The sequence below is a fragment of the Nonomuraea sp. NPDC049709 genome, assembly GCF_040674815.1.
In the GTDB taxonomy this organism is placed as follows: domain Bacteria; phylum Actinomycetota; class Actinomycetes; order Streptosporangiales; family Streptosporangiaceae; genus Nonomuraea.
In genome coordinates this window covers 1-22,583 of record NZ_JBFANM010000054.1, presented here as the reverse complement: position 1 = coordinate 22,583, position 22,583 = coordinate 1, and the positions used below count along the sequence as shown (strand labels likewise).

General features: G+C 72.8%; 25 protein-coding genes and 5 tRNA genes. 9 read left to right on the top strand and 21 right to left on the bottom strand.

The window, feature by feature from the left end; translation table 11 throughout:
* The 4 genes from AB0J69_RS41160 to thrC all read right to left on the bottom strand — a co-directional run bounded on the left by AB0J69_RS41160 (window position 1) and on the right by thrC (window position 3,933).
* Window positions 1-1,344 carry a class I adenylate-forming enzyme family protein gene (locus tag AB0J69_RS41160; protein ID WP_364129471.1) on the bottom strand — a complete coding sequence of 448 codons (1,344 nt, stop codon included), beginning with the start codon at window positions 1,342-1,344 and terminating at the stop codon, window positions 1-3.
* A gap of 7 nt (window positions 1,345-1,351) precedes the next feature.
* Entirely contained in the window at window positions 1,352-1,963 is a 612-nt protein-coding gene (locus AB0J69_RS41155) for a biotin transporter BioY (protein ID WP_364129469.1), read from the bottom strand.
* 103 nt (window positions 1,964-2,066) lie between these two features.
* Window positions 2,067-2,702, bottom strand: a complete 636-nt coding sequence (locus AB0J69_RS41150; RefSeq protein ID WP_364129467.1) for a DNA/RNA non-specific endonuclease — start codon at window positions 2,700-2,702, stop codon at window positions 2,067-2,069.
* 166 nt (window positions 2,703-2,868) lie between these two features.
* The gene (gene thrC, locus AB0J69_RS41145) at window positions 2,869-3,933 is read right to left on the bottom strand and encodes a threonine synthase (protein WP_364129464.1); all 1,065 of its coding nucleotides are present in this window, start codon (window positions 3,931-3,933) and stop codon (window positions 2,869-2,871) included.
* Window positions 3,934-3,998: 65 nt separating this feature from the next.
* On the opposite strand from thrC, the gene AB0J69_RS41140 reads away from it, so the two are divergent.
* Window positions 3,999-5,108 carry a MurR/RpiR family transcriptional regulator gene (locus AB0J69_RS41140; protein ID WP_364129462.1) on the top strand — a complete coding sequence of 370 codons (1,110 nt, stop codon included), beginning with the start codon at window positions 3,999-4,001 and terminating at the stop codon, window positions 5,106-5,108.
* 39 nt (window positions 5,109-5,147) lie between these two features.
* Window positions 5,148-5,864, top strand: a complete 717-nt coding sequence (locus AB0J69_RS41135) for a TetR family transcriptional regulator (protein ID WP_364129459.1) — start codon at window positions 5,148-5,150, stop codon at window positions 5,862-5,864.
* Window positions 5,865-5,874: 10 nt separating this feature from the next.
* Here AB0J69_RS41135 and AB0J69_RS41130 read toward each other — a convergent pair whose 3' ends face one another.
* The 7 genes from AB0J69_RS41130 to AB0J69_RS41100 form a co-directional block, all read right to left on the bottom strand.
* The gene (locus AB0J69_RS41130) at window positions 5,875-6,402 is read right to left on the bottom strand and encodes a GNAT family N-acetyltransferase (RefSeq protein WP_364129457.1); all 528 of its coding nucleotides are present in this window, start codon (window positions 6,400-6,402) and stop codon (window positions 5,875-5,877) included.
* Between the two features lie 59 nt (window positions 6,403-6,461).
* Window positions 6,462-7,028 carry an XRE family transcriptional regulator gene (locus AB0J69_RS41125; protein ID WP_364129455.1) on the bottom strand — a complete coding sequence of 189 codons (567 nt, stop codon included), beginning with the start codon at window positions 7,026-7,028 and terminating at the stop codon, window positions 6,462-6,464.
* On the bottom strand, window positions 7,025-8,401 hold the full coding sequence (locus AB0J69_RS41120) for a hypothetical protein (protein WP_364129452.1): 1,377 nt from the start codon (window positions 8,399-8,401) through the stop codon (window positions 7,025-7,027). Before AB0J69_RS41120 ends, AB0J69_RS41125 begins: the two co-directional genes overlap by 4 nt.
* 113 nt (window positions 8,402-8,514) lie before the next feature.
* Window positions 8,515-9,354: a hypothetical protein gene (locus AB0J69_RS41115; RefSeq protein WP_364129450.1), complete on the bottom strand. Its 840-nt coding sequence runs from the start codon at window positions 9,352-9,354 to the stop codon at window positions 8,515-8,517.
* Window positions 9,354-9,911 (bottom strand): RNA polymerase sigma factor, encoded by a 558-nt coding sequence (locus AB0J69_RS41110; RefSeq protein WP_364129447.1) that lies wholly within the window; start codon window positions 9,909-9,911, stop codon window positions 9,354-9,356. The genes AB0J69_RS41115 and AB0J69_RS41110 overlap by 1 nt, the downstream gene beginning before the upstream one ends.
* Window positions 9,912-9,972: 61 nt before the next feature.
* Window positions 9,973-10,278, bottom strand: coding sequence for a DUF6204 family protein (locus tag AB0J69_RS41105; RefSeq protein WP_364129444.1), 306 nt, complete (start codon window positions 10,276-10,278; stop codon window positions 9,973-9,975).
* Window positions 10,279-10,281: 3 nt separating this feature from the next.
* The gene (locus tag AB0J69_RS41100; protein WP_364129441.1) at window positions 10,282-10,920 is read right to left on the bottom strand and encodes a TetR/AcrR family transcriptional regulator; all 639 of its coding nucleotides are present in this window, start codon (window positions 10,918-10,920) and stop codon (window positions 10,282-10,284) included.
* A 142-nt stretch (window positions 10,921-11,062) separates the two neighbouring features.
* On the opposite strand from AB0J69_RS41100, the gene AB0J69_RS41095 reads away from it, so the two are divergent.
* A complete protein-coding gene (locus AB0J69_RS41095; RefSeq protein WP_364129438.1) occupies window positions 11,063-12,268 on the top strand; it encodes a cytochrome P450 in 1,206 nt (401 codons plus the stop codon).
* A 240-nt stretch (window positions 12,269-12,508) separates the two neighbouring features.
* On the opposite strand, the gene AB0J69_RS41090 is transcribed toward AB0J69_RS41095, so the two are convergent.
* The 6 genes from AB0J69_RS41090 to AB0J69_RS41065 all read right to left on the bottom strand — a co-directional run bounded on the left by AB0J69_RS41090 (window position 12,509) and on the right by AB0J69_RS41065 (window position 14,071).
* On the bottom strand, window positions 12,509-13,327 hold the full coding sequence (locus tag AB0J69_RS41090; protein WP_364129437.1) for a nitroreductase/quinone reductase family protein: 819 nt from the start codon (window positions 13,325-13,327) through the stop codon (window positions 12,509-12,511).
* Between the two features lie 288 nt (window positions 13,328-13,615).
* Window positions 13,616-13,685 (bottom strand) — tRNA-OTHER (locus AB0J69_RS41085).
* A gap of 56 nt (window positions 13,686-13,741) precedes the next feature.
* A tRNA-Arg gene (locus AB0J69_RS41080) sits at window positions 13,742-13,817 on the bottom strand.
* 4 nt (window positions 13,818-13,821) lie between these two features.
* Window positions 13,822-13,894, bottom strand: a tRNA-Glu gene (locus tag AB0J69_RS41075).
* A 9-nt stretch (window positions 13,895-13,903) separates the two neighbouring features.
* Window positions 13,904-13,976: transfer RNA gene (locus AB0J69_RS41070), tRNA-Leu, on the bottom strand.
* A 24-nt stretch (window positions 13,977-14,000) separates the two neighbouring features.
* A tRNA-Ala gene (locus AB0J69_RS41065) sits at window positions 14,001-14,071 on the bottom strand.
* A 342-nt stretch (window positions 14,072-14,413) separates the two neighbouring features.
* On the opposite strand from AB0J69_RS41065, the gene AB0J69_RS41060 reads away from it, so the two are divergent.
* Together AB0J69_RS41060 and AB0J69_RS41055 are read left to right on the top strand one after the other, a co-directional pair.
* Window positions 14,414-15,004 (top strand): TetR/AcrR family transcriptional regulator, encoded by a 591-nt coding sequence (locus tag AB0J69_RS41060; RefSeq protein WP_364129435.1) that lies wholly within the window; start codon window positions 14,414-14,416, stop codon window positions 15,002-15,004.
* A gap of 34 nt (window positions 15,005-15,038) precedes the next feature.
* Window positions 15,039-15,815 carry a MerR family transcriptional regulator gene (locus tag AB0J69_RS41055; protein ID WP_364129432.1) on the top strand — a complete coding sequence of 259 codons (777 nt, stop codon included), beginning with the start codon at window positions 15,039-15,041 and terminating at the stop codon, window positions 15,813-15,815.
* 27 nt (window positions 15,816-15,842) lie between these two features.
* On the opposite strand, the gene AB0J69_RS41050 is transcribed toward AB0J69_RS41055, so the two are convergent.
* The 3 genes from AB0J69_RS41050 to AB0J69_RS41040 form a co-directional block, all read right to left on the bottom strand.
* On the bottom strand, window positions 15,843-16,238 hold the full coding sequence (locus AB0J69_RS41050; protein ID WP_364129429.1) for a YciI family protein: 396 nt from the start codon (window positions 16,236-16,238) through the stop codon (window positions 15,843-15,845).
* Window positions 16,239-16,319: 81 nt separating this feature from the next.
* Window positions 16,320-17,216 carry an oxidoreductase gene (locus AB0J69_RS41045; RefSeq protein WP_364129427.1) on the bottom strand — a complete coding sequence of 299 codons (897 nt, stop codon included), beginning with the start codon at window positions 17,214-17,216 and terminating at the stop codon, window positions 16,320-16,322.
* Window positions 17,217-17,335: 119 nt separating this feature from the next.
* The gene (locus AB0J69_RS41040; protein ID WP_364129425.1) at window positions 17,336-17,998 is read right to left on the bottom strand and encodes a hypothetical protein; all 663 of its coding nucleotides are present in this window, start codon (window positions 17,996-17,998) and stop codon (window positions 17,336-17,338) included.
* Between the two features lie 118 nt (window positions 17,999-18,116).
* Here AB0J69_RS41040 and AB0J69_RS41035 point away from each other — a divergent pair, with 118 nt between their 5' ends.
* Window positions 18,117-18,683, top strand: a complete 567-nt coding sequence (locus AB0J69_RS41035) for a TetR/AcrR family transcriptional regulator (protein ID WP_364129422.1) — start codon at window positions 18,117-18,119, stop codon at window positions 18,681-18,683.
* A 70-nt stretch (window positions 18,684-18,753) separates the two neighbouring features.
* Window positions 18,754-20,466: an alpha/beta fold hydrolase gene (locus AB0J69_RS41030; RefSeq protein WP_364129419.1), complete on the top strand. Its 1,713-nt coding sequence runs from the start codon at window positions 18,754-18,756 to the stop codon at window positions 20,464-20,466.
* On the opposite strand, the gene AB0J69_RS41025 is transcribed toward AB0J69_RS41030, so the two are convergent.
* On the bottom strand, window positions 20,461-21,309 hold the full coding sequence (locus AB0J69_RS41025; RefSeq protein ID WP_364129417.1) for a helix-turn-helix transcriptional regulator: 849 nt from the start codon (window positions 21,307-21,309) through the stop codon (window positions 20,461-20,463). The two genes, AB0J69_RS41030 and AB0J69_RS41025, sit on opposite strands and share 6 nt — an antisense overlap.
* Before the next feature lie 189 nt (window positions 21,310-21,498).
* Here AB0J69_RS41025 and AB0J69_RS41020 point away from each other — a divergent pair, with 189 nt between their 5' ends.
* Both AB0J69_RS41020 and AB0J69_RS41015 read left to right on the top strand, forming a co-directional pair.
* The gene (locus AB0J69_RS41020; RefSeq protein ID WP_364129415.1) at window positions 21,499-22,275 is read left to right on the top strand and encodes an SDR family oxidoreductase; all 777 of its coding nucleotides are present in this window, start codon (window positions 21,499-21,501) and stop codon (window positions 22,273-22,275) included.
* 60 nt (window positions 22,276-22,335) lie between these two features.
* On the top strand, window positions 22,336-22,583 hold a 248-nt coding region (locus tag AB0J69_RS41015), incomplete at its 3' end, for a DUF6185 family protein (RefSeq protein WP_364129412.1).

Here is a 22,583-nt window from a genome sequence, read left to right as displayed (position 1 = left end):
TCAGACCAGCCGCCGCAGCGCGCCGCCGGCCAGCCGGTCCGCCAGCAGGGCCCGCGCGGGCTTGCCCGCCGGGGTGCGCGGCAGGCTCGGCACCGCGTACCAGCGGCGTGGCCGCTGCGCCGTGTCCAGCATGTCCCTGGCCGTCGCCTCCAGCAACGCGCGCGGCGGCGGGGCGCCGTCGGCCTCGATGATCGCCGTCACCACGGAGCCCAGGACCGGGTGCGGCGTTCCGACCACCACGACGTCGCCCACGCCGGGCACCTTCCTGAGCACCTCCTCGACGTCCTCCGGCACGACGGTGGCGCCGCCGGTCTGGATCGCGCCGTCACCGCGCCCGCGCAGCCGCAGCACCTCGCCCGCCCGGTACGGCTGCGCCAGGTCGCCCACGCTCATCCAGCCGCCGGAGTCGCGGCGCAACGGCCCGGCCGCCCCGCCCAGGTAGCCCTCTGCCACCCACGGCGAGCGCGCCCACACCTCGCCCAGCGAGGCGCCGGGTTCGGCCCGGACCTCGATCTCCACGCCGGGAAAGGGCCGCAGCCCGCCCCCGTCGGCGTCCACGGCCACGAACGACAGCTCCGTCGCCCCGTAGTACGACACGACGCGCACCCCGGCCCGCGCCGCCGCCTTCCGCACGTCCGGGTCGAGGGCCGCGCCGCCGACCACGGCCGTGCGCAGCGTCCCCGGGTGTTCCAGCACGTCGGGCAGCTGGTGCGGCACCAGGTGCGCGACGGTGGCCCCGGGCAGGCCGGCGGAGCGGCGGCCGGGGACGACCGCCGTCGCGCCGGTGGCCAGGGCGTGCAGGGCGGCGAACGAGTAGAGGGAGGAGACGAGCGGGCCGGGCACCAGCACCACGTCGCCGGGGCCGATGCCGGTCAGGTCGTTCAGCGGCGCGTACGAGTCCGTCCAGGAGGCGCGGGTGCGGACGACGGCGCGGGGCCGGCCGGTGCTGCCGGAGCTGAAGCACGCCCAGGCCAGATCCGCCGGCCGGGGGTCGTACGGCACCGGAGGGCCCGCGACGCGGGGCAGGGGCGCGTCGATCCGGGCGGCCGGCCGCAACGATCCGGTGACCAGGGCCCACCGCCCCGCGTCCCACGTGGGCTCGCCCACCAGCGGCGTCGCCCCCGCCAGGTCGGCCGCGAGCGCCGCGGTGAGCAGCTCGGCCGGGTCGGCCACCCCGATCGCGACCAGCGCGCCGGGGCCGATCCCCTGGCGCAGCAGGTGCCGGGCGGCGCCCTGGATGCCGGCGGCGAGCTCGGCGTACGTCAGCTCGCCGCCGGGGCCGCGCACCGCGGGCCGGGACGGGCGCTCGGCGGCGTGCCGCATCACGTGTTCGGCTACGGGCATCGAAGGATCAGTGTCCCCCGCCGGCCCGCAGCCGTTCCCGGTGCACGGCGGGCACCGCGTCCGGGTAGGCCCGCTGCGTACCCCTGACCACGAACGACGCCAGCACCACCTTGATCAGGTCGCCCACCAGGAAGGTGACGGCGGCGGCCGCGGCCGTGGTGGCCAGCGGCACGCCGGTGACCAGCGCCTGCACGGGGATGCCGAACAGGTAGACCACGCCGATGCCGCCCACCAGGCACGCCACCATCAGCTGCAGCAGGTTCGGGCGGCGGCCCGCGCGCTCGACCAGCCAGCCGGTCACCGCCGCGCCGGGGATCCAGCCGAGCACGTATCCGGCCGACGGCCCGGCGAACACCGCCAGCCCGCCCCGCCCCGACGCCAGCAGCGGCAGGCCCGCGGCCACCAGCACGACCAGCACCGCCACCGCCAGCGCGCCCCGCCACGTGCCCAGGATCGCCCCGGCCAGCATCACGCCCAGCGTCTGCAGCGTGATCGGCACCGTGTTGCCGAAGAGGGGCAGCGCCGGGACCTGACCGAGCACCGCGATCAGCGCCGCGAACACGGCCACCCTCGCCACGTCACCCGTCGGGAACCGCCACCGCTTTCCTTCACCGTTCATGGGAGCCTTCATGAGGTCGATCCCACACCAGAACGGTCACAGTCAGGCATGGAGGGTTCCCACAACATTCCCTCCGATCGTCTGCGACCGATCGATACCGCTTCTACAGACGGTCGGTGCCGCAGCGTGCCGCCTGGAACGCCTTGGTGATCCGGTTCTGCCAGGATTCGAGCTCTCCGGCGGGCAGGGTGCGGTTCGGCAGGGTGAGCGCGACCTGCAGGGAACCGCCCGAGATCTTCGGTGACAGGGTGACGTGGATCCGGTCGGGCACGAGCGTCGTGCGGTCGGGATAGTGCAGGCGCACCCGGTAAGCCGACACCGTGCCCGCACCCTCCAGGCAGGAGCGGGCGCCGTTCTCGACGCGCGCCATCAGGCCCTGGTTGATCTGCCTGCCCCGCATGGGGACCAGGTTGTAGCGCATGCTGACGCCGTGGAAGGAGGCGGCGATGAGGTGGCCGCCCTGCCAGTCGCCCCGGCCGCCCCAGTCGCCCACCGTGGCCTCGCACTCGCCGCGCGCGGCGGCCCTGGCCACGAGGTTCTCGGCCAGGGCCTCGGCGGGCCGGCCCGCGCCGTCGGTGGTGAAGCGGTGGTGGTTGGCGTGGTAGGTGCGGGCCGGCTGGAGGTGGCGCTCGCAGGGGACGGTGTCGGGTTCGTACGCGGGCGCGGCCGCCCCGGCGGTGAGCAGGAGGGCGGCGGCGCACGCGCGTCGCAGGGCAGGGGGCAGTCTGGTCGCGGGCACGGAGGTGTTCCTCTCGCGAAGGGGGGATCGCCGGTTCAGGCGCCACTGGCCGATACGGCAAATCGCCCTATCGGCCGCCTCGTCGGCTTTGTCGCGAAATTCGTGCCCGTGAGGTGAATCACATAACGTTGCTTATTCGTTACTTTTAGTAGTTGTCGCAGGTAGGTCAGGCGGCCAGGCGCAGGGCGCGGGCCACGTCGGAGGTGGCCGCGGAGGTCTCGGTGGAGGTGTAGCCGTCGCGCATGGAGGCGTCGAGGTCCTTCAGGCCGTTGCCGCTGAGTGTGATCACGATGCGCAGGCCCAGCTCCAGCTCGCCCCTGGCGTGCAGGTCGAGCAGCCCGGCCACCCCGGCCGCCGAGGCGGGCTCGGCGAAGACGCCGTCACGGCGGGCCAGCAGCCGGTACGCCGCGAAGATCTGCTCGTCGGTCACCGCGGCGATCAGCCCGCCGGACTCGTCGCGGGCGGCGATCGCGCCGCCCCAGGTGGCCGGGTGGCCGACGCTGATGGCGGTGGCCGCCGTACGGGGCTGGGCGACGGGCTCGCCATGGACGAGCGGGGCCGCGCCGGCCGCCTGGAAGCCCCACATGCGCGGCAGCGCGCCGGACCGGCCGGCCTCGCGGTAGGTGAGGTAGCCGCCCCAGGTGGCGGTGATGTTGCCGCCGTTGCCCACGGGCAGGCAGTGCACGTCGGGCGCCTGGCCGAGGGCGTCCACGATCTCGTAGGCCACCGTACGCTGCCCGGCCAGGCGCAGCTCGTTGCCCACGGAATTGACCAGGGCGATCGGGTGGTGGGCGGCCAGCTCGCGGGCCACGCGCAGGCAGTCGTCGAAGGTGCCGTCGATCTCGACGATCTCGGCGCCGTACCGTACGGCCTGGCTCAGCTTGCCCAGCGCCACGCGGCCCTTGGGCACCAGGACGGCGGCCGTCAGCCCGGCGCGGGCGGCGTAGGCGGCGGCCGAGGCGCTGGTGTTGCCGGTGGAGGCGCAGATGACCACCTCGGCGCCGGCCTCGGCCGCCCGGCTGAGCGCCACCGTCATGCCGCGGTCCTTGAACGAGCCCGTCGGGTTGGCGCCCTCGACCTTCAGCCAGACCTCGCAGCCGGTGCGGCCGGACAGGTGCTCCGAGCGCAGGAGCGGGGTGTTGCCCTCGTTGAGGGAGATGGAGGGGGTGTCGGGGGTGACCGGCAGCCAGGGCCGGTAGTCGCTGTCGATCAGACCGTGCCACGTCGTCATGCCTGGCACCGTAACACTTGTTTCTCTCATATCGGGAAATGTGAAGTGGTGTAACATTTGTCATTGTGGAGAACGATCCGATCGCCGCCCGCCTCGGCGCCGCCTATCCCGACCTGCCGCCCGGGGAACGGGCGGTGGTGCGGGTCCTGCTCGACGACTATCCGTTCGCCGCGCTGGGCTCCCTGCGGTCCCTGGCCGAGCGGGCCGGGGTGAGCCCGCCGACGGCCTCACGGCTGTTCGACCGGCTGGGGTACGGCGGATTCGCCGCCTTCCAGACCGCCGTACGCGACGGCGCCCGCGACCGCTCCCGCCTCCTGGAGTTCGTCACCCGCTCCACCCCAGCGCCCGCCACGTCCCCACCCGGGAGCGTGCCCGGCGCGGAGCTCTCCACCGCCCCCGCGTCCGACGGCCCTCCTGACGACAGGGGTCCCGGTCGGCACGAGGCCCCCGAAACGGGCTCTCCGAACGGGAGGGACGCCGGTCAGGGTGAGGCCGCCGGTGACGGTTCCCCGTTTAGAAGCGACGCCCATCGGGGCGGATCCGCCGCAGGCGGCCCGTCGGGTGGTGGCCGCGTGGAGGGGACGCCCGCTCATCCGGTCGCCGACTCGGGCGCAACCGGTGCGGGGGCGGTGTCCGTGTTGTGGCAGGCGGCGGAGGAACTGCGTGCGGGGCTGGACGGGACGCTTGCCGCCATCCCCGAGTCGCTCTGTCACAAGGTCGCCGAGCTGCTGGCCGGGGCCAGGGCGGTGTGGGCGCTGGGCGGGCCCCTGAGCGAGCTGGCCGCCGAATACCTGATCCGCCAGCTCGCCAGCCTGCGCCCCGCCGCGCACCGTGTGCCGGGGTCCGCGCCCGGCCGCGCCCGTACCGTGCTCGACCTGGGTGCCTCCGACGTCGTCGTGGCTTACGACTTCCGCCGCTACTCCCCCGACACGGCCCGCTTCGTGCACGCCGCCCGCGCCCGCGGGGCGCGGCTGGTGCTCGTCACCGACGCCTGGGGGTCGCCGCTGGCCGCCGAGGCGGAGGTGCTGATCAGGTTGCCGCGCGAGGCCGCCGGACCGATCGCGCCGCTCGCGAACGAGATCGCCGTCACCGAGCTGCTGCTCGTCGCCACGGCCGCGCGCCTGGACCCGGTGCGCCGCCTGGCCGACCTCGACGCCCTCACCCAGACCCTCTGAACGGCAGCCTGTTGGCCGGCGGACAATAGGCTGCCGTTCATGGCACCCAGGCGACGCAGGCGCAGTCCCGAGGAATCACGCGCGGAGCTGCTGGCGGCGGCGGCCGGGCTGATCAGGGAACGGGGCCCGGACAACGTCAGCCTGCGGCAGATCGCCGAGGCCGCGGGCGTGGCCCACGGGCTCGTGACCCACTACTTCGGCACCTACGCCGCCCTGGTGCGCGAGGTGCTGAGGGCCGAGAACGATCGCATCGAGGAGCGGATCCGTGAGCGGATCCGGGCCGAGCAGGGCGTGCCGACCGCGGCGGGGATCATGGAGGTGCTGTTCGGCACCCTGGCGGACGAGCGCTACCTGCGCCTGTTCGTCTGGGCCGAGATGCACGCCGACTACCGGGGGGCCGCCCGGCCGGAGCTGGTGGAGCTGATCGACGCTATCGAGGCCGGCATCCGCAAGGGCGAGTGGGTCGCCCCGCGCGCGTTCACGTCGTTGTCGATGTTCGGCGGTGGCGAGATCGACCTGCGCGACGCCCGATTCGCCGACCACGAGATCAAGGTCCGCGTCTTCGCCCTCTGGGGGTACGCGGAGGTCACCGTTCCCGACGACGTCGAGGTGGAGGTCAAGGGGTTCGGCTTGTTCGGCGGGTTCGACAGGAGTGCCGTGCGCCGGAGGCGGGGGGCGCCGCGGGTCGTCATCAGCGGCTTGGCCCTGTTCGGGGGTGTCGGTACGAGGGCCAGGGCGACACGGAAGGTGCCCTGATCGGGCCGGGTCAGACCGAGCCGGTCAGGCGTTTGTAGAAGAAGCTGCAGTCGCTCAGCGTGCCGTCCGGGGAGGCGGCGTAGTCGGGGACGACGCCGTAGCGGGTCCAGCCGCCGGTGAGGTAGACGTGCTCGGCCGTGCTGCCGGTCTCGGTGTCCAGGAGCAGCAGGTCGGCCCCGGCATCGAGCGCCGCCCGCTCGGCGGTGGCCAGCAGGGCGCGCGACAGGCCGCGGCCGCGGGCGTCGCGGTGGACCATGAGCTTGACGATCTCGGCCCGGTGGCGGGCGTTGGGCTTGCTCGCCAGGGCCAGGCTGATGGTGCCGGTCATCGCGCCGTCCTCGCGGCAGGCCCACACCAGGAGGCTCCCGGCGGCCACCGCCGGGGCCTGCCCGCGCCACCACGCGGCGGCGTCCTCGTGGTCGAACGGTCTCACGAAACCCACGGAGGCGCCGTCGTCCACGGCGTCGACCAGCAGGTCGGCCAGTTCCTTGACGCAGCGCTCGAACTCCTCGGCCGGCAGCCGGGCGATGGTGTGCATGGGAGTGGGGCTCCTTTGCTCGGATTTGCTCGGATTTGCTGGAAGGCGGGGTGGCGGCGTCAGGGAAGGACGACGAGGATCGCGTAGCGGACCGGATCGGGGCCGGGGCAGCGGAAGCGGGAGGCGCCCCACAGCCGGAAGCGCAGGCAGTCGCCCGCCTCCAGCGCGTGCGTACGGCCGTTCGCGGTGATCTCCACCGCCCCCTCCAGGACCCAGATGTGCTGCTCCAGCCCCGGCACGGGCGGCGCGTCGTAGCTGATGTCGGCCCGCGGCAGGAGCCTGGCCTCGACGACCTCGCCGCGCAGCCCGGGATGGGGCGGGGAGACCGAGCGGCGGACGAACCCCGACTCCAGGTCGCGCCACACCGGCTGCGTCGCGAGGGCCACCACCTGCGGCGGCTCGGACTCCACCTCGGCCAGCAGCCGGGACATCGTCCGCTCGTAGACCGCGCTCAGCTTGCCGAGCAGGGCCGCGGTCGGGCTGATCTCGCCGCGCTCCAGCCGCGACAGCGTCGAGCGGCTGACGCCGGACCGGGTCGCCAGCTCGTCCAGCGACCAGCCCCGCTCGACCCGCAACTCGGCCAGGCGGTCGGCCAGCCGGGTCTCAACATCCTCAAGGTGTCTCACATTTGGGAGTTTATCCCAGATCTGGGAATTGCCAGAGCGGCGGCCAGGCAGGCGATCGGGATCACGGGCAGAACGTAGCGGTGGTCGAAGTCCAGGACGGCGACCGGACCGACGAGCAGGCCCATCGCGATCGCCCACGGCAGCAGCGCCCTCCCGGGCCGCAGGACCGCGCCGGCCGCGCCGAGCAGCAGGATCGCGCCCAGCAGCGGGCCGCGCAGGTAGGCGGCGTACTGGTAGGCGATGAGGAGGCCCGCGTAAGGGCCGGCCGACGACAGGCCGCGGATGTCCTGGTCGTACTCGCGCTGGACCTTGCCGACCAGCGGCTGGTCCGGCAGCGGCCACTGACCGTGCCGGAAGCCGAAGGCCGGGGTGGTGCGCGCGGGGTGGGCGATCGGGGTCCAGGAGAAGGTGATGGAGGTGTCGCGTACGACGTCGCCCAGGTAGTCCAGCGGCTGGGCGAGGATCGCGTCGATCGCGAACGAGCGGGCGCGGTCGTTGTGCGAGAAGCGGTCGCCGGGCAGCCGGTTGAGCGGCGACCGCGCGGCCCACACGTACTCGGAGGCCGCGTCCAGCACGGTCCCGTTCGGGCAGAGCGCGGCCCGGTCCGGTGGCGGCTGGATGCGGGCGCAGTCGGCGAAGGTCATCGTGCGGGCCCACAGGGCGACCCCGTCGGCGCCGCTGAGCGCGAACCGGCCGTGGTGCTGGGCGTACCAGGCGGCGTAGGCGGCCAGGGGCAGCGTACCGGCCAGGACCAGCGCCACCAGGGGCCGCCATCCCGCGCGCCGTACGGCCAGCACCAGGACGACGAGCACGAGCAGGGGCAGCGCGATCGTCCGGGTCAGCGCGGCCCCGGCGAACAGCAGGCCCGCCCAGGCGGCCGCGCGGGCGGACAGTTCCGGCGACCACATCAGCACGCTCGCTCCGGCCACGACCAGGAAGATGAACTGCGTGTCGGACAGCACGGCGTGCTCCAGCCGCAGGAACGAGGCGTCGAACAGCACCGGCACGCTCGCCGCCACCGCTGCCCAGCCGGGCACCGACCTGCGGCGCAGCACCGCGTAGAGCAGCGCGCCGATGCCCAGGCCCAGGACGTGCTGGACGGCCACGACCAGCTCCACGCTGTGGAAGGGCAGCAGCGCGCGCAGCAGCAGCGGGTAGCCGATCGGGTGGAAGGTCGCCGACGGCGCCGGGTGCACGGCGGTGTCGAGGTAGGTGAAGGAGTCGTACCAGTAGAGCGTGGCCGGCCGGTAGCCGAGCATCGTGACCACCCGCAGGACAGCGGCCAGCGCGAGCAGCACGGCGAAGACGCGGTGGCCGGCGAGGGCGGCGGAGCGGCGCTGCGCGGGCAGGGCCGTGCGGGTGTCTGTGAGCACGCGGAATCCGATCGTCGGCGGGAGGGCGGGAGATCCGCGCATGCCGAGGAGAACGCATGGCGGTGAGAGGGAACGGCCGTGGGGGTCTCAGCCGCCCACGGCCGGGGCGAAGGTCAGCAGCCGGGCTGCGGCGGGTGGTGCCAGGCGCGGCGTTCGGGGCCGACCAGCAGAAGGGCCTGGCCGTCGGCGGTCATCACGCCGTCGTGGACGAACCAGTCGCCGGGGGCCGAGGGCCTCGAGCCCTGTCCCGGTGAGATGAAGCTCGGCGTCACGCCGCGGTCGAGCAGGATCGTACGGATCTCGGCGACGGTCTTGTTGATGTACGCCACGCAGTGCAGCGGCTCGCCGTACATGGCGATGCCCGGGGGCATCATGTACCGTTCGCCGGGCCTGGCCCTCCTGCCCAGGGTGACCTCGGCCTTCTTGTCGAAGTCGACCGGGACCTTCAGGCCGATCGGGCAGCCGGTCAGCCGCCGGCAGGGGCCGGGGCCGTCGATGGTGGCGATCGGGCCCTCGGCGGGCACCGGCTCGCCGGACCTGAGCAGGTCGAGGTCGTTGATCACGAACATCTGGCCGGTCAGGCTCGCCGAGGTCGGCACGAGCCTGAGGGCGATGTCCAGGCCGCGGGCCCTGAGCTCGGCCTCGTACACCTCGGGGTCGGCCATGAGGTCGTTGACCGTGATGACGTAGTGGCCGTCCACGAGCTCGATGTCCAGCGCGGCGGAGGCAGGGGCCTGGGCGACGCCGAAGGACAGGGCGGCGGTCAGCACGGCGAGGACCGGCACGGCGACCCACCGCCGCACCCCCCGCCGCATGGCCGGCCACCGGCGGCGCGGTCCGGGCTCCGAGGGCGGGAGCGAGGTGATCTCCTCCAGCAGCTCCCCGGCCAGCGGCGTGCGGCCCGGGCCGGGGTCGGGCGCGATGCCGGCCACCAGGCGGTCGATGTCGTGCATCACATCGCCCCCTTCGTCAGCGCCATGGCACGAAAACCGATGCGGGCCACGTCGAGCCCGGCCGCCTGCAACTGCCTGGCCAGGCGTTTGCGGGCCCGGTGCAGCCGTAACCGGGCGGCGCCGCGCGAGCAGCCCAGGACCGTGGCGATCTCGTCGGAGCCGAGCCCCTCCCATCCGGCCAGCGCGAGGATCTCGCGGTCGTCGGGGCTCAGGCGGGCGAACGCCTCGCGTACGCCGTCGAGGCCGGCACCGGGCTCCTCGGACGCTTCGGCCCACACGGCGAGTTGCCTGCCCAGCCGCTCCACCAGCTCGCTGCGGCGCGACTCGGCCCGGCGGCCGTTGGCCAGCACGCGGCGGGCCACGCCGTACAGCCACAGGCGAGCCGCGTGGCCCGGCGGCACGTCGTCCAGGCGGCGCCAGGCGGTGGTGAAGGTCTCGGCGAGGGCGTCAGCGGCATCGTCGGGCGAGCCGGCACGCCGCCGGATATAGGCAAGGATGTCCGGATAATAGGCGGCGTAGATCTCCTCGAAACGCTGTTTGCGATCATGGAGGGCCACGCTGCCTTCTTTCATCCGGAGGGTCCGACATTCCGTACCTGTCCGAACCCGCCGGATAGTTTCACCCCGATCTCGAAGATTTTTTCCGCGGGCGGATCCTGATCTCGCGCATGTCCGTCACCGCGACGCGCAGGATCTCGTACGGCAGACCGTACGCCTCCAGCGCCGCCATCGCCCCCAGAGCCGCCTCGTCCTCCCCGTCGTCGGGCCCGGCCGGCACCTGGCAGCGGAACGTGAACGCCGTCACGCTCCCGTCGTGCGTGAACGTGCCCGGCTCGGTGAAGGCCGCACCCTCCACCGCCCGCACGGCGGCCCGGCCGGCGCCGTCGAGCCCCTTGAACTTGCCGCTGATCGTCACCCTGAACACGACTCACTCCCCTCGTACGGCATAGCCCAGCACCCGCTCGCCGAGCACGCTCTCGGCGGCGTCCAGCAACTCCAGCACGGCCCCGGCGATCGCGTCGGGCCGCTCCCCCGCCGTGGTCAGCCGGCCGATCTCGGCCAGCACGAGCGCGTGCAGGCAGCCGATGTGCCAGGCCACCACGCGCGGCAGCGGGTCGTCCCGCCCGACGCCGCACTCCTCGGCCAGCACGGCCGCCAGCGCGTCGGTCATCTGGTGACCGAGCTCCTCCAGCCGCGCGGTCAGCGTGGGCGCGGCCCGCATCATCTCCAGCACCCGCCCGAAGCCCTCGCTCAGACCCACCTGTCGCTCGCGCCCGCGCACCTCCTGGCGCAACCGCGCGAGCACCGCCCCCGCGGCCGACTCGCCCGCGGGGCGCTCGCGCACGATGTCGGCCAGCCGCTGCGCGGACGCCTCCTCGGGCGGCAGCACCAGGTCCTCCTTGGCCTGGAAGTAGTTGTAGACGGTGTTCACCGACACCTCGGCGGCGGCGGCGACCTCGGCGATCGTGACGTTGTCGAAGCCGCGCTGCACGAACAGGCCGAGGGCCACCCCGGAGATGTGCTGCCGCGTCTGCCGCTTCTTGCGCTCGCGCAGTCCTTCGGTCATACCTGGATCCTACTGCAAACTTTAAGTTGATTGCACTTTTGGAGGTGACTGCAGCTTTCGCGTGACCTTTCCCTCGGAGCGCGCTCATGAGTGAATGGCAGGTGCCCGGACCACGGACCTCCCTCCCAGGAGCTGACGCGACATGACCGAGGCAATTCCCGTCCCGCATGGCCTGCCCATCGACCGCGATCGCCGGTGCCCGTTCGATCCGCCGCCCGAGCTGGCCCGGCTCCGCGCGGAGCGCCCGATCAGCCGGATGATCTATCCCGACGGGCACGAGGGCTGGCTGGTCACCGGCTACCACGCGGCCCGCGCCCTGCTGGCCGACCCCCGGCTCAGCTCACGTTCGGAGAATCGGCGCACCGCCGTCCTCACCGACCCCGTCAAGACCGGCCTCGCCGGCGCCGGGCCCGGCATGATCAGCCGGATGGACCCGCCCGAGCACACGCGGCTGCGGCGGCTGCTCATCGGCGAGTTCACGGTGCACCGGATGAAGCAGCTCGAACCCCGCATCCAAGAACTGGCCGAACAGCACATCGACGAGATGCGCCGCCAGGGCCCGCCCGCCGACCTGGTCCAGGCGTACGCGCTGCCGATCCCGTCCCTGGTGATCTGCGAGCTGCTCGGCGTGCCGTACGAGGACCGCAAGACCTTCCGGCACGACAGCCGGCGCCTGCTCAACCTGGACACCGCGCCCGACGAGGTGGCCGCCGCCGGAGCCTCGCTCATCCACTACATGTCCGAGCTCATACGCGACAAGCGCGCCCGGCCGGGGAGCGACCTGCTGAGCGACCTGGCCCGCGGCGGCGAGCTGGACGACGAGGAGATGACCGGCCTCGGCATGACGCTGCTGGTCGCGGGCCACGAGACGACCGCGAACATGCTCTCCCTGGGCACCCTCGCCCTCCTGGAGCACCCCGACCAGCTCCGGCGCCTGCGCCAGGACCCCGGCCTGATCGACGGCGCGGTCGAGGAGCTGATGCGCTACCTGAGCGTCGTGCACGCCAGCATCTCGCGCGGCGCGCTGGCCGACATCGAGATCGACGGCCACGTGATCAAGGAGGGCGAGGTGGTGACGCTCTCCCTTCCCGCGGCCAACCGCGACCACGGGCGCTTCCCGGACCCCGACGAGCTGGACGTCTCCCGCTCCGCCATCGGCCACCTGGCCTTCGGTCACGGCGTGCACCAGTGCCTGGGGCAGCAGCTCGCGCGGGTGGAGATGAGGGTGGGCTTCACCGCCCTGCTCAAGGCCTTTCCCGAGCTCCGGCTCGCGGTCCCGGCCGAGGAGATCGCCTTCCGCGAGCACGCGTTCGTCTACGGGGTGCACCGGCTGCCGGTCACCTGGTGACCAGCCGACTCGAGATCACCAGGTGGGCCGGGATCGGACGTTGAGCACAGGCCAGAGCGTAGGAACGGGCCACTGCCCGGCACATCACGCGCGGGCACCGACCTGCCTGGTTCCCGGGAACTACGTTCCACCCTGGCGGGCATGCGGGAGGGGGTCGAGCTGGATGTGGCGCCGGGCCCGGACGCCGTTCCAGCATACGTCCCACCTGTCCCTCTTGTCACAGAGGCGCCCCCGGCGCGGTCAGTTCAGGAGCGCTACGAGCTGCTCCTCCTCGTAGTCGAGGTGGGCCTCCAGCTCCCGGGTGAGCCGCTCCACCTCACTGAGCAGAGCCTCGGGCGCGACGTCCTCGGCGGCCAGGAGTGTCTGGAGCTCCTGCAGCAACCGGGCGACCACCTCGTGCTCGGCGCGCAGCCGCGCCATCACCGGGGCCAGCTCGGGGTAGCGCTGCTCCAGCGCGGGGAACATGAACCCGTCCTCGCGCGAGTGGTGCACCTCCAGGCCGTGGCACATGGTCAGGCAGTTGACGCGCAGCTGCGCGGTCAGGCGTGGCCCGGACGTGGCCGCCTCCCTGCGGATCAGGGCCAGCTCCCGGCGGAAGCCGTCGTGCATCCTGATCAGCGCCTCGCCCAGGGATCCGGTGGGCGGCCCGAAGTCGGTCGGCAGCAGCGCCACCACCGGCAGGGTGCGGCCGGAGCTGTCCTGGTACGCGCCCCAGCCGGGGTCGGCCTCGACGGCGCGGGCGAACAGGCGCTCGCGTTCCTCGCCCTCGAGCACGACCGCCTTGGCCTGGTAGGTGAAGAGGCCGGTCTCGACGGTGACCTGCGGGTGGGCGAGCAGGTTGTGGTACCAGGCGGGGTGGCGGGGCGAGCCGCCGGCCGAGGCGATGACGAGGACGCGGTCGCCGTCGGGCAGGCAGCCGAGCGGCGTGGTGTGCGGGGCTCCGGTCCTGGCGCCGACGGTGGTCAGCAGGAGCAGCCGGGCTCCTTCGAATGGGCCGCCGACCTGGCCCTTGTTGGCGCGGAATTCGTCGATGATCTGCTGGTTGAAGTCGTTGGGCATGCTGAGTTCTGGCTCCTTGCGGGTGAGGTGTCGATGACATGGGCGACCCGCACGGGCATGCCGACGCGTGCGGGTCCTACGACACCGCCGAAGGCATGGGACGACGCGCGGGCGCGGTGTGCTCAGGCACGACCGATGGTGTGAGTGGCCATGGCGTCATCCCCTTGAATACGGCGCCTCCATGCCCCGTCCGTCTTCCCGGCGGCGACACGCGACGCGACGGCCATTACGCCCATAACCCCGCAGAGCTGTCAAGCCGGACGTGACTCCGCAGCGGAACACCCTTCGAGACGCAGGCGAGAGTCGAACTCGCACGGACGGGCTTTGCAGGCCTGCCTCCGCACCCGCGAACTGCGCCGGGCCACCCCTTGCGGTCGCGCCATAAAACGCGCCATAAAAGGGGAGGAAATTCAGTGGCCCCAGCAGGACTCGAACCTGCAACAGACCCGGCTTCGTAGGCCGGCGCTCTGATCCATTGAGCTATAGGGCCGAGATACCCCGTACCGGACTCGAACCGGCGATTTCCCGGGTGAAAGCCGGGCGTCCTGACCGCTGGACCAACGGGGCATGCGTGCGTACGTCCGGTGGGATTCGAACCCACACCGTCCGGCTCCTTAGGCCGGTGCCTCTGCCATTGGGCCACGGACGCGAGGAAGAGCCGCGGAGCGGCTCGTGGACCGACGGGATCTCGAAACCCGAACTCCTGCTTGCAAGGCAGGTGTGATGCCTTTTCACCATCAGCCCTTGGTGTTCCGCTGTGGAGTTGTCAAAATGCGCCGCCCGGTTCCGGGAAGGGGGAAAAGAAAAGGCCGCCTGGTGTGCACCGGGCGGCCTCGGGACAAGTCCTCTGCGGATTTATCCTGAAGCCTGCCCGAGGAGGGCGCAACCGAGCGCCGCGGCACGGCGGTGGCGACACCGTTCCGCTCGTAGCGTGCCGGTTGCGATCAGCATGACTGGCCTTTCCTCGATTTGCCGGAGGTTCGATGTGTTCGACATTAATGGCGCGCGACGGGGGCGTGCCACTTAATTATTCAACCCCCATGGAAGACGGACCGTATCGTCTCGTTCGAGTGCTATGCTGACCGCATGCCCAAGCAGCCCGACCCTTCCCGCCGCAGCGAGCGCTCCCGCCAGGCCATCCTCGCCGCGGCCCGCGAGCTGGTGTCGGAGGTGGGATACGCCAAGCTGTCGATCGAGGCCATCGCCGCGCGGGCGGGCGTGGGCAAGCAGACGATCTACCGCTGGTGGCGGTCCAAGGGCGCCGTGGTGTTCGACGCGTTCCTGGCGCTCAGCGAGGCGGAGGACGGCGTGGCGCTGCCCGACACCGGAGACATCGAGGCCGACCTCAAGGCGGTGATGCGGGCGACGGTGGCCGAGTTCGCCGACCCAGCCTTCGAGGCGCCCATCCGGGCGCTCAACATGGAGATCATCGACGACCCCGACCTCGCGGCCCTATACCGGGAGAAGCTGGCCGCCCCGGTCGACGAGGCCAAGAAGGCCCGCCTGCGCAGCGCCCAGCGCGCGGGGCAGATCGCCGCCGGCGCTGACCTCGACCTGGCGCTGGAGCTGCTGTACGCGCCGCTCTACCAGCGCTGGCTGCTCCGCTCGGGGCCGCTGACCCCCGAATACGCCGACGCCCTGGTCGACCTCATGCTCAAGGCCCTGCGCCCGATTTGACGTTGACGTGGCGTCAACGTCTTAACTTGAAGGCATGCGGATCGGAGAGCTCGCCGCGCTGCTCGGGGTGTCCACCCGCACAGTGCGCTACTACCACCACCAGGGCGTCCTGCCGGAGCCGCCGCGCCTGGCCAACGGCTACCGCGAATACGGCATGCGCGACGCGATCGCCCTGGCCCGCGTCCGCCGCCTGGTCGAGCTGGGGCTGAGCCTGGACGAGGCGCGCGACGTGATCGCCGACGACCGCTCCAGAGAGCTGCCCGAGATCCTCGCCGAGATCGACGCCGACCTGGCCGCGCAGGAGCGGGAGATCCAGCTCAGGCGAGCCCGCCTGGCCCAGGTCCTGCAGCAGGCCGAGGCAGGGACTCTCGGCCCCGACGACACCTCCTCGCCCGACCTGGTGGCCTTCCTGCGCAAGATCCACTTTCCCGCCTCCAAGTCGGCGGCCTGGGACCGCGACCTGCTCGTGCTGATGGACAGCATGGCCACCGCGCCCGACCGGCAGCGGGCCTTCACGATGTTCGACACGCTGACCGCCGACCCCGAGGCGACGGCGCGCGGGCACGAGTTCTACCGCAGGCTCGACGAGCTGGCCGAGGCCGAGCCCGGTGATCCCCGGGTGGCGCCGCTGGCCGAGATGCTGGCCGACTACAGCATGGAGCACATGATGGCCGACCTCGCACCGGGCCAGGCCGGCTGGGACCCGCAGACCGTGGAGCCGTTCCTCGAGGACCTCGCACCGGCGCAGGCGGAGGTCGTGCGCCGGGCGATCCGGACCATCGGCGCCCGCATGGCGGAGGAGACCACCTGAGACCCCGGGCGGTCTCCTCCTCGCCGGTCACATCTCCGGCGCGGACAGGTTCATGATCGGACGCACCTCGACGGCCGCGAACCTGGCGTCGGGGAATCGGGCGGCGATCTCACCGGCCCGCTCAGGAGTCTCGCAGTCGATCACGAAGTAGCCGGCGAGCTGCTCCTTCGCCTCGACGTACGGGCCGTCGGTGGTGACGGGCACTCCGCCGCGCACCCTGACGGTCCTGGTGTTGACCGGGTCGGCCAGCGCCTCCGCGCTGATCAGCTCCCCGGACTCCGTGATCTCCTTCAGCAGCGTCTCGAACTGCTCGCTCATCTGGTCGCGCTCCTGCGGCGACATGTCCTGGGCCTCGGTGGCGCGCAGGAACGCCGGGTGACCCCAGGTACGCGGGTTGCTGTAGATCAGGACCAGGTATTTCATGTTCGGCTCCTCACCTGTCGCGGTGCCCGGCTCCGGGCGCCCTCAAAGCACAGGTCGGAACCGAAGGCCGGGTTTCGACACCTACCCGAGGGAGCGCAGGGTCGCCATCTCGTCGTCGGACAGCCGCAGCGCCCCGGCGGCGACGTTCTCGGCGAGGTGGTCGGGATTGCCGGTGCCCGGGATGGCCAGCACGTTCGGCCCCTGCTGCAGCGTCCAGGCCAGCCGTACCTGCGCGGGTGTCGCGCCGTGCGCGCGGGCGACGGCGAGCACGGCGTCGTGCTCGGGCGCGGTCGCGCCCGACTCGCGCCCGGCGCCGGCGATCGCGAAGAACGGCACGAAGGCGATGCCCTGCTCGGCGCAGCTGCGCAGCAGCTCCCGCGCGCCGGCCGGCGCGCCGACGCCGAAGGGGTTCTGCACGCAGACCACCGGTGCGATGGACCGGGCCTCGGCCAGCTGCTCCGGCGTGGCGTTGGAGAGGCCCAGGTGGCGGATGAGCCCGGCGTCGCGCAGCCCGGCCAGGGCGCCGAAGTGCTCGGCGATCGAGCCGCCCTTCCGGCTGGGCGGTACGCGCAGGTTCACCACGTCGAGGTGGTCGCGGCCGAGCTGGCGCAGGTTCTCCTCGACCTGCCCGCGCAGCTGCTCCGGCGTGGCCCACCACCATGCGCCGGACGGGTCCCGGGCCGGCCACACCTTCGTGACGATGACCAGGTCGTCCGGGTAGGGGGCCAGTGCCCGGTTGATCAGCTCGTTGGCCGACAGGAGCGGCGAGAAGTAGAACGCGGCGGTGTCGATGTGGTTGACCCCGAGCTCGATCGCGCGCCGCAGCACGCGGATCGACCGCTCCCGGTCGCCCGGCGCACCGGGGCCGAAGGCGACGCCGCCCGTCAGGCGCATCGCGCCGAATCCCATCCGGTTGACGGTCAGGTCGCCGAGTTTCCAGTCGCCCGCCGTCGCGGCGGGGCTCGTCTGAGCGGTCATGATCAGCCTTACGTGTTCGCTGGTGAAAGGGATGCCCATCCGAATGCGGGCATGAAAAAAGCCTCCCCGGCGGACAAGGATCCGGCCGAGAAGGCTTCAAAAGGTTCTTCTACACCATATCAGGCGGGACGGCACAGGATCGGCATGGCGACCATGCCGTTGGCCTTCAGCGTGGCCCTGACGTGGCGGTGGAAGCTGGGCCTGAGGAACTGGTTGAGCAGGAAGGTGGGCGCGCTGCCGGGCAGCCGTACGTGGTTGACGAAGGCGAACGGCCCCCGGTCCTCGACAGGGCGCAGCAGCGCGGAGTTGTCCACCCCGGCCTTGAACGTGTACCAGCCGGCCAGCCGCTCCCACGCCGCCACCCCAGCCTCCGGGTCCGGCGCGGTGAAGTGGTTGAACAGGTACGTCCCCGGCGCCTTCGCGTCGATGTCGCCGATCCGCCTGACGTTGCGCGCCGGCATGACCAGCTCGGCCTGGAGCTTCTCGATCGGAACGGCCGCGAGCGTCTCCACCGAGGTGGTCTGTACGAGCATGATGACGTCGAAGCGCGGGCCGCCCGCGATCGGCGGGATCAGCACCGCCTCGTAGACGGTCGCGCCGACCACCTCGGGCACGCCGGTCATGCTCTCCGCCAGCTCGCGCCACTGGCCGATCACCTCGCCGCGACGGCTGCTCCGGCGTACGAAGGGTGCCCGTCCGGGCGGATCGACGCTCAGGCCGGCGTACAGGTAGCCGCGAGACGACGGCTCGACGAAGCCGGCCGGTGGGAATCCTCTCGTCATGCTGACCCTCTCCTTTGACGATGCCGGGAGGCAGGCAATCCCCTGCCCAAGGCCCGGGTGCGTGAACGTCAAGCGGTCCCGGTTGCAGAAATATGAAGACCGGTCTAGTTTCTTCGGCATGGGACGGAAGGGTGACGAGACACGCGGGCGGCTGCTCGACGCGACCCAGGACCTCATCGAGTCCGGCGGCTACTACGGCGCCGGGCTGAACCAGGTGATCGCGGCCAGCGGGATGCCCAGGGGCTCGCTCTACTTCCACTTCCCGGGCGGCAAGGACGCCATGGTCGCCGAGGCGCTGCGACGGGCCGGCCGCGAGATCGGCCAGGCCGTGGGCGACCTGGCGGGCTCGGCCCCCGACGCGGCCGCCCTGGTCACCGGCGTGCTCGGCCTGCTCGGCGACCGGCTCGAAGCCTCGGGCTGGCGCAAGGGATGCCCGGTGGCCACGGTCGCCCTGGAGATGGCGGCCACCGACGACCCGCTCCAGGAGGTCTGCGCCGAGGTGTACGACTCGTGGGATGGCGCCCTGCGCGACCGGCTGGCCGCCGACGGACACCCCGACCCCGACGACCTCGCCACGACCGTGCTCGCCCTGGTCGAGGGCGCGCTCCTGCTCGCCAGGGCGCACCGCAGCCGGGATCCGCTCGACCGCGTCGCACGAAAGATCACCGCGTTCCTGGCCCTCTGACGGTGCTTCGCCGGAGGTTCGCGTTCGCCTGGCCAAAAAATATGTAGACCGATCTATTAAGGAGCCGCTCATGCGACCCGACTCGATCGTCTTCGGCGCCGCCGGCTTCATCGGGCGCTCACTGGTCGCCGAACTCCTGCGCCGCGGCCACGGGGTCGCCGCGGCGGTACGGACCGGCGGCGACGCTCTCACCACGTGGCTCACCGGCCAGGACGTCCCGCTGGACGGGCTGACCGTCGTCGGCGCCGACATCACCCGGCCCGATCTCGGCCTGGCCATGGCCGACCTGACGGGCGTGCGCGACGTCTACAACTGCGCCGGCCGCTACGCGTTCGGCCTGACCGTGGCCGAGGCGCGCGCCGCGAACGTGACCGGCGCTCTGAACGTGCTCGACTGGGCCGCCGCCCTGACGAACCTGCGCCGGCTGGTGCACGTCAGCGGCTATCGGGTGAGCGGCCCGCAGGGGGACCCGCCCGACTACCGGCTGGGCGCGTACGAGGCGTCCAAGAAGGATGGCGACACGGCCCTGCGGGCGCGCGCCCGCGAGCGCGGCGTCCCGCTGACCCTCGCCAACCCCGCCACGGCCATCGGCCCCGGTCAGTACGTCGGCCTGGCGGCCCTGGTGTCCGACCTGTGGCACGGGCGGCTGCCGGCCGTCCCCGGCGGCCCCGAGGTGTTCGTCCCCGTGGTCGACGTCGGCTACCTCGCGGCCTTCCTGGCCGGACTGCCCGCGCACGAGGAGACCCGGGGCGCCGCCTACTGGATCCTGGACGACCGGACGCCGGTCCTGCCCGAGCTGATCGGGCTCCTCGCCGAGCACATGGGAGTGCCGGCGCCCCGGCGTACGATCCCGGTCGGGCTGCTGCGCCGCCTCCCCCGCGCCCTGACCGGGGCCGACCCCGAGACGTTGACGTTCCTGTCGCCCGACCGGTACGACACCGCGCCCGCCCGGGCCCTCGCCGAGCAGAGCGGCCTGCAGCCGCCGCCCGTCGAGGGCACCCTCAGGACCTGGGCCGACGACCTGGTGGCGACCCGCTTCGGCGCGACCCCCGCACCGCGCCGCCCGTACGGGTACCAGCGGGTGGCCGGCACCTCGACCTGGGTCGCCGGGAACCGTGCGGAGGCCGGCCACGTGCTCCTGCACGGCCTGCCGCTGGACTCCGACTCCTGGGAGCCCGTCATCGACCGGCTCGGCTCCCCCGTGCTGACCGCCGACCTGCCCGGACTCGGCAGATCGGCTCCGGGAGACGGCCCCGTGGACGCCTGGCTCGCCGAGCTGCTCAGCCCGGTCAGGACCCGGCCGGTGCTCGTCGCGCACTCGCTGGCCTGCGGCCCCGCCCTGCGCTACGCCGCCGCCCATCCGGACCGGCTGGCCCGGCTGGTGCTGATCTCCCCCGCCTTCCTCCAGGCCCCCGCACCCCGGCCGCTGCGCTCAAGGCTCGCCGCACCCCTGCTGCGCCACATGTCAGCGCCCCGCCTGGCCCGCACCCTCGGCGTCCCGGAAGGCCCCGCCGTACGCGCCGCCGTGGCCGGACTCGCCCGGCGCGGCCAGGCCCGCCGCGTCATCGCCGCGCTGCGCGTGTCCCACGCCACCCGCCACGAGCTCCGCCGGACCCTGGAACGGGTGAGCGTCCCCGTGGAGATCGTCGTCGGATCGGCCGACCCGCTGACCGTGCCGGTGAACGAGCCGGTGACCACGATCGACGGCGCCGGGCACCACCCGCACCTCACCCACCCAGGAGAGCTGGCCCGCCTGCTCGCCCGGGAGGGGGCGGCCCTATGACACCGGGTCCTGCCGCGGTGCCGTCCAGCTGGCGAGGAGCTGGAGCGCCTGGGCGGTCTCCGAACCCGGCTCGACGTTGTAGACGCACAGGGTCTGGTCGTTGTCACCCGGCGGCTGGAGCGACTCGTAGGAGAAGTGGAGCTCGCCGACGAGCGGGTGGTGGTAGACCTTGGTGCCGTGCGTGCGGCGCAGCACGCGATGATCGTTCCACCACGAGCTGAACTCCGGCGAGCGCAGGGTGAGCTCGCCGACGAGGTCGGCGAGCCGGCGGTCGTGCGGGTAGCGGCCGGCCTCCAGGCGAAGCATGGCGACGGTCTCGGCGGCGATGCGCTCCCAGTCGCCGGTGCGGGTGCGCGCCTCGGGGTCGAGCAGGTAGTAGCGGGCGAGATTGCGCTGCGGCACGGGAAGGGCGTCGAAGTCGGTCAGGACCTCGCGGGCCAGGCGGTTGGCCGCCAGGATGTCCGTACGGCGGCCGATGATGAACGCCGGCACGTGGTCGAGCGTCCGCAACATCAGGTGGAGCCCCGGCCGGACCCGCTGCGGCGCGATCGGGGCCCGGCGGGCGGGGCGGGCCAGCAGGTCGTTGAGGTGCTCGCGCTCGGCGAGGTCGAGCTGGAGCGCACGTGCCAGTGCCTCGGTGACCTCGGGGGAAGGGTTGCCGGCCCGGCCCTGCTCGAGACGCGTGTAGTACTCAGTGCTGACGCCGGCCAGCCGGGCGACCTCGTCGCGGCGCAGGCCGGGCACGCGCCTGGCCCGGCCGTCGGCGGGCAGCCCCGTCTGGTCGGGGGTGATCCGGGCACGGCGTGAGCACAGGAAGTCGGCGAGCTCGCGACTGCGGTCCATACCCCCATTGTGGCCACGCCCGGGGGTGCCCCGTCCCGGCTGGGTGGCCCTGCCAGTACCTGCCTTGCGGGCACCTGCCTGGTCAGGGCATGGTCGGGTGCCCCGCGGGGGTGGTGGCGGCTGGTGTGCTGGACGAGGAAGCGCGGCGACCGGCCGCGTACCCGTCAATGACCCCGAAAGGTGTGCACCATGACCACGCAGACCCTTGCCCGTCCCCTCGCCGGCCGCGTGGCGGTCGTCACCGGCGCCTCCAGCGGCATCGGCGAGGCCGCGGCCGAGCATCTGGCCGGACTCGGCGCGCACGTCGTCGTCCTGGCCCGGCGGGCGGACCGGCTGGCCGACCTGGTCGCCCGGATCGAGCGGGACGGGGGCCGGGCCCTGGCCCTGGCCGCCGACGTGACCGACGCGGCCGCCGTGCGCGCCGCCGCCGACCGGGTGGTGGCCGAGCTGGGCGGCGCCGACCTGCTGTTCAACAACGCGGGCGTCATGCTCCCCGCCCCGATCGAGGAGCTGGCCACCGACCAGTGGCAGCACCAGATCGACCTCAACATCACCGGGCTGATGAACGTCATCGGCGCCTTCACCCCGCAGCTCGTCGCGACCGCCGCCGAGCGCGGGGTCGCCGACCTGATCAACACCTCCTCGATCGCGGCGCAGAACATCTTCCCGAACTTCGCCGTCTACTCGGCGACCAAGGCGTACGTCACCCACCTGTCCCGGCACCTGCGGACCGAGCTGGGCGCCAAGAACGTGCGGGTCTCGGCGATCGAGCCGGGCATCGTCGGCACCGAGTTGCAGAGTCACGTCACCGACGAGGGGGCGCTGGCCTGGCTGGAGGGCTCCAAGGAGGCGATGGAGTGGCTGACGCCCGAGGACGTCGCGCGGACCGTCGGGTTCGTCGCGAGCCTGCCGCCGCGGGCGAACCTCCAGCAGGTCACGATCATGCCCACCGGCCAGGCCGGCTGACCGCTCCGGTCATCGTTCCGCAGCCACCTGAGACAAGCATTACCTGGGCGATTACCTCAAATGGCCTGCCTAGGGGAAGGGCTCGGAAGGTGTGACCGGTCCCCCGGGGGACGCGAGGACGAGGCGGTGACGGTGATGGAAGACAGTACGGACGCCCGGCAGCCGGCGGTGCGCAGGCGTGACGCGCTGGCGCTGCCCGCCGCCCTGGCCGGGCCCTGGCGTACGGACCTCACACCCGCGGTGTGGAGCCTCACTCTCGCCGCCCCAATGGCGTTGGACCGGGCGACCTGGGAGCGGATCGACGTCCA

Bases quoted from the DNA above. Each gene is read 5' to 3' on its own strand.
- AB0J69_RS41160 (WP_364129471.1), bottom strand. From the start codon at position 1,344: ATGCCCGTAGCCGAACACGTGATGCGGCACGCCGCCGAGCGCCCGTCC.
- AB0J69_RS41155 (WP_364129469.1), bottom strand. From the start codon at position 1,963: ATGAACGGTGAAGGAAAGCGGTGGCGGTTCCCGACGGGTGACGTGGCG.
- thrC (WP_364129464.1), bottom strand. From the start codon at position 3,933: ATGACGACGTGGCACGGTCTGATCGACAGCGACTACCGGCCCTGGCTG.
- AB0J69_RS41135 (WP_364129459.1), top strand. From the start codon at position 5,148: ATGGCACCCAGGCGACGCAGGCGCAGTCCCGAGGAATCACGCGCGGAG.
- AB0J69_RS41130 (WP_364129457.1), bottom strand. From the start codon at position 6,402: ATGCACACCATCGCCCGGCTGCCGGCCGAGGAGTTCGAGCGCTGCGTC.
- AB0J69_RS41115 (WP_364129450.1), bottom strand. From the start codon at position 9,354: ATGCACGACATCGACCGCCTGGTGGCCGGCATCGCGCCCGACCCCGGC.
- AB0J69_RS41100 (WP_364129441.1), bottom strand. From the start codon at position 10,920: ATGACCGAAGGACTGCGCGAGCGCAAGAAGCGGCAGACGCGGCAGCAC.
- AB0J69_RS41095 (WP_364129438.1), top strand. From the start codon at position 11,063: ATGACCGAGGCAATTCCCGTCCCGCATGGCCTGCCCATCGACCGCGAT.
- AB0J69_RS41090 (WP_364129437.1), bottom strand. From the start codon at position 13,327: ATGCCCAACGACTTCAACCAGCAGATCATCGACGAATTCCGCGCCAAC.
- AB0J69_RS41060 (WP_364129435.1), top strand. From the start codon at position 14,414: ATGCCCAAGCAGCCCGACCCTTCCCGCCGCAGCGAGCGCTCCCGCCAG.
- AB0J69_RS41055 (WP_364129432.1), top strand. From the start codon at position 15,039: ATGCGGATCGGAGAGCTCGCCGCGCTGCTCGGGGTGTCCACCCGCACA.
- AB0J69_RS41050 (WP_364129429.1), bottom strand. From the start codon at position 16,238: ATGAAATACCTGGTCCTGATCTACAGCAACCCGCGTACCTGGGGTCAC.
- AB0J69_RS41045 (WP_364129427.1), bottom strand. From the start codon at position 17,216: ATGACCGCTCAGACGAGCCCCGCCGCGACGGCGGGCGACTGGAAACTC.
- AB0J69_RS41040 (WP_364129425.1), bottom strand. From the start codon at position 17,998: ATGACGAGAGGATTCCCACCGGCCGGCTTCGTCGAGCCGTCGTCTCGC.
- AB0J69_RS41035 (WP_364129422.1), top strand. From the start codon at position 18,117: ATGGGACGGAAGGGTGACGAGACACGCGGGCGGCTGCTCGACGCGACC.
- AB0J69_RS41030 (WP_364129419.1), top strand. From the start codon at position 18,754: ATGCGACCCGACTCGATCGTCTTCGGCGCCGCCGGCTTCATCGGGCGC.
- AB0J69_RS41025 (WP_364129417.1), bottom strand. From the start codon at position 21,309: ATGGACCGCAGTCGCGAGCTCGCCGACTTCCTGTGCTCACGCCGTGCC.
- AB0J69_RS41020 (WP_364129415.1), top strand. From the start codon at position 21,499: ATGACCACGCAGACCCTTGCCCGTCCCCTCGCCGGCCGCGTGGCGGTC.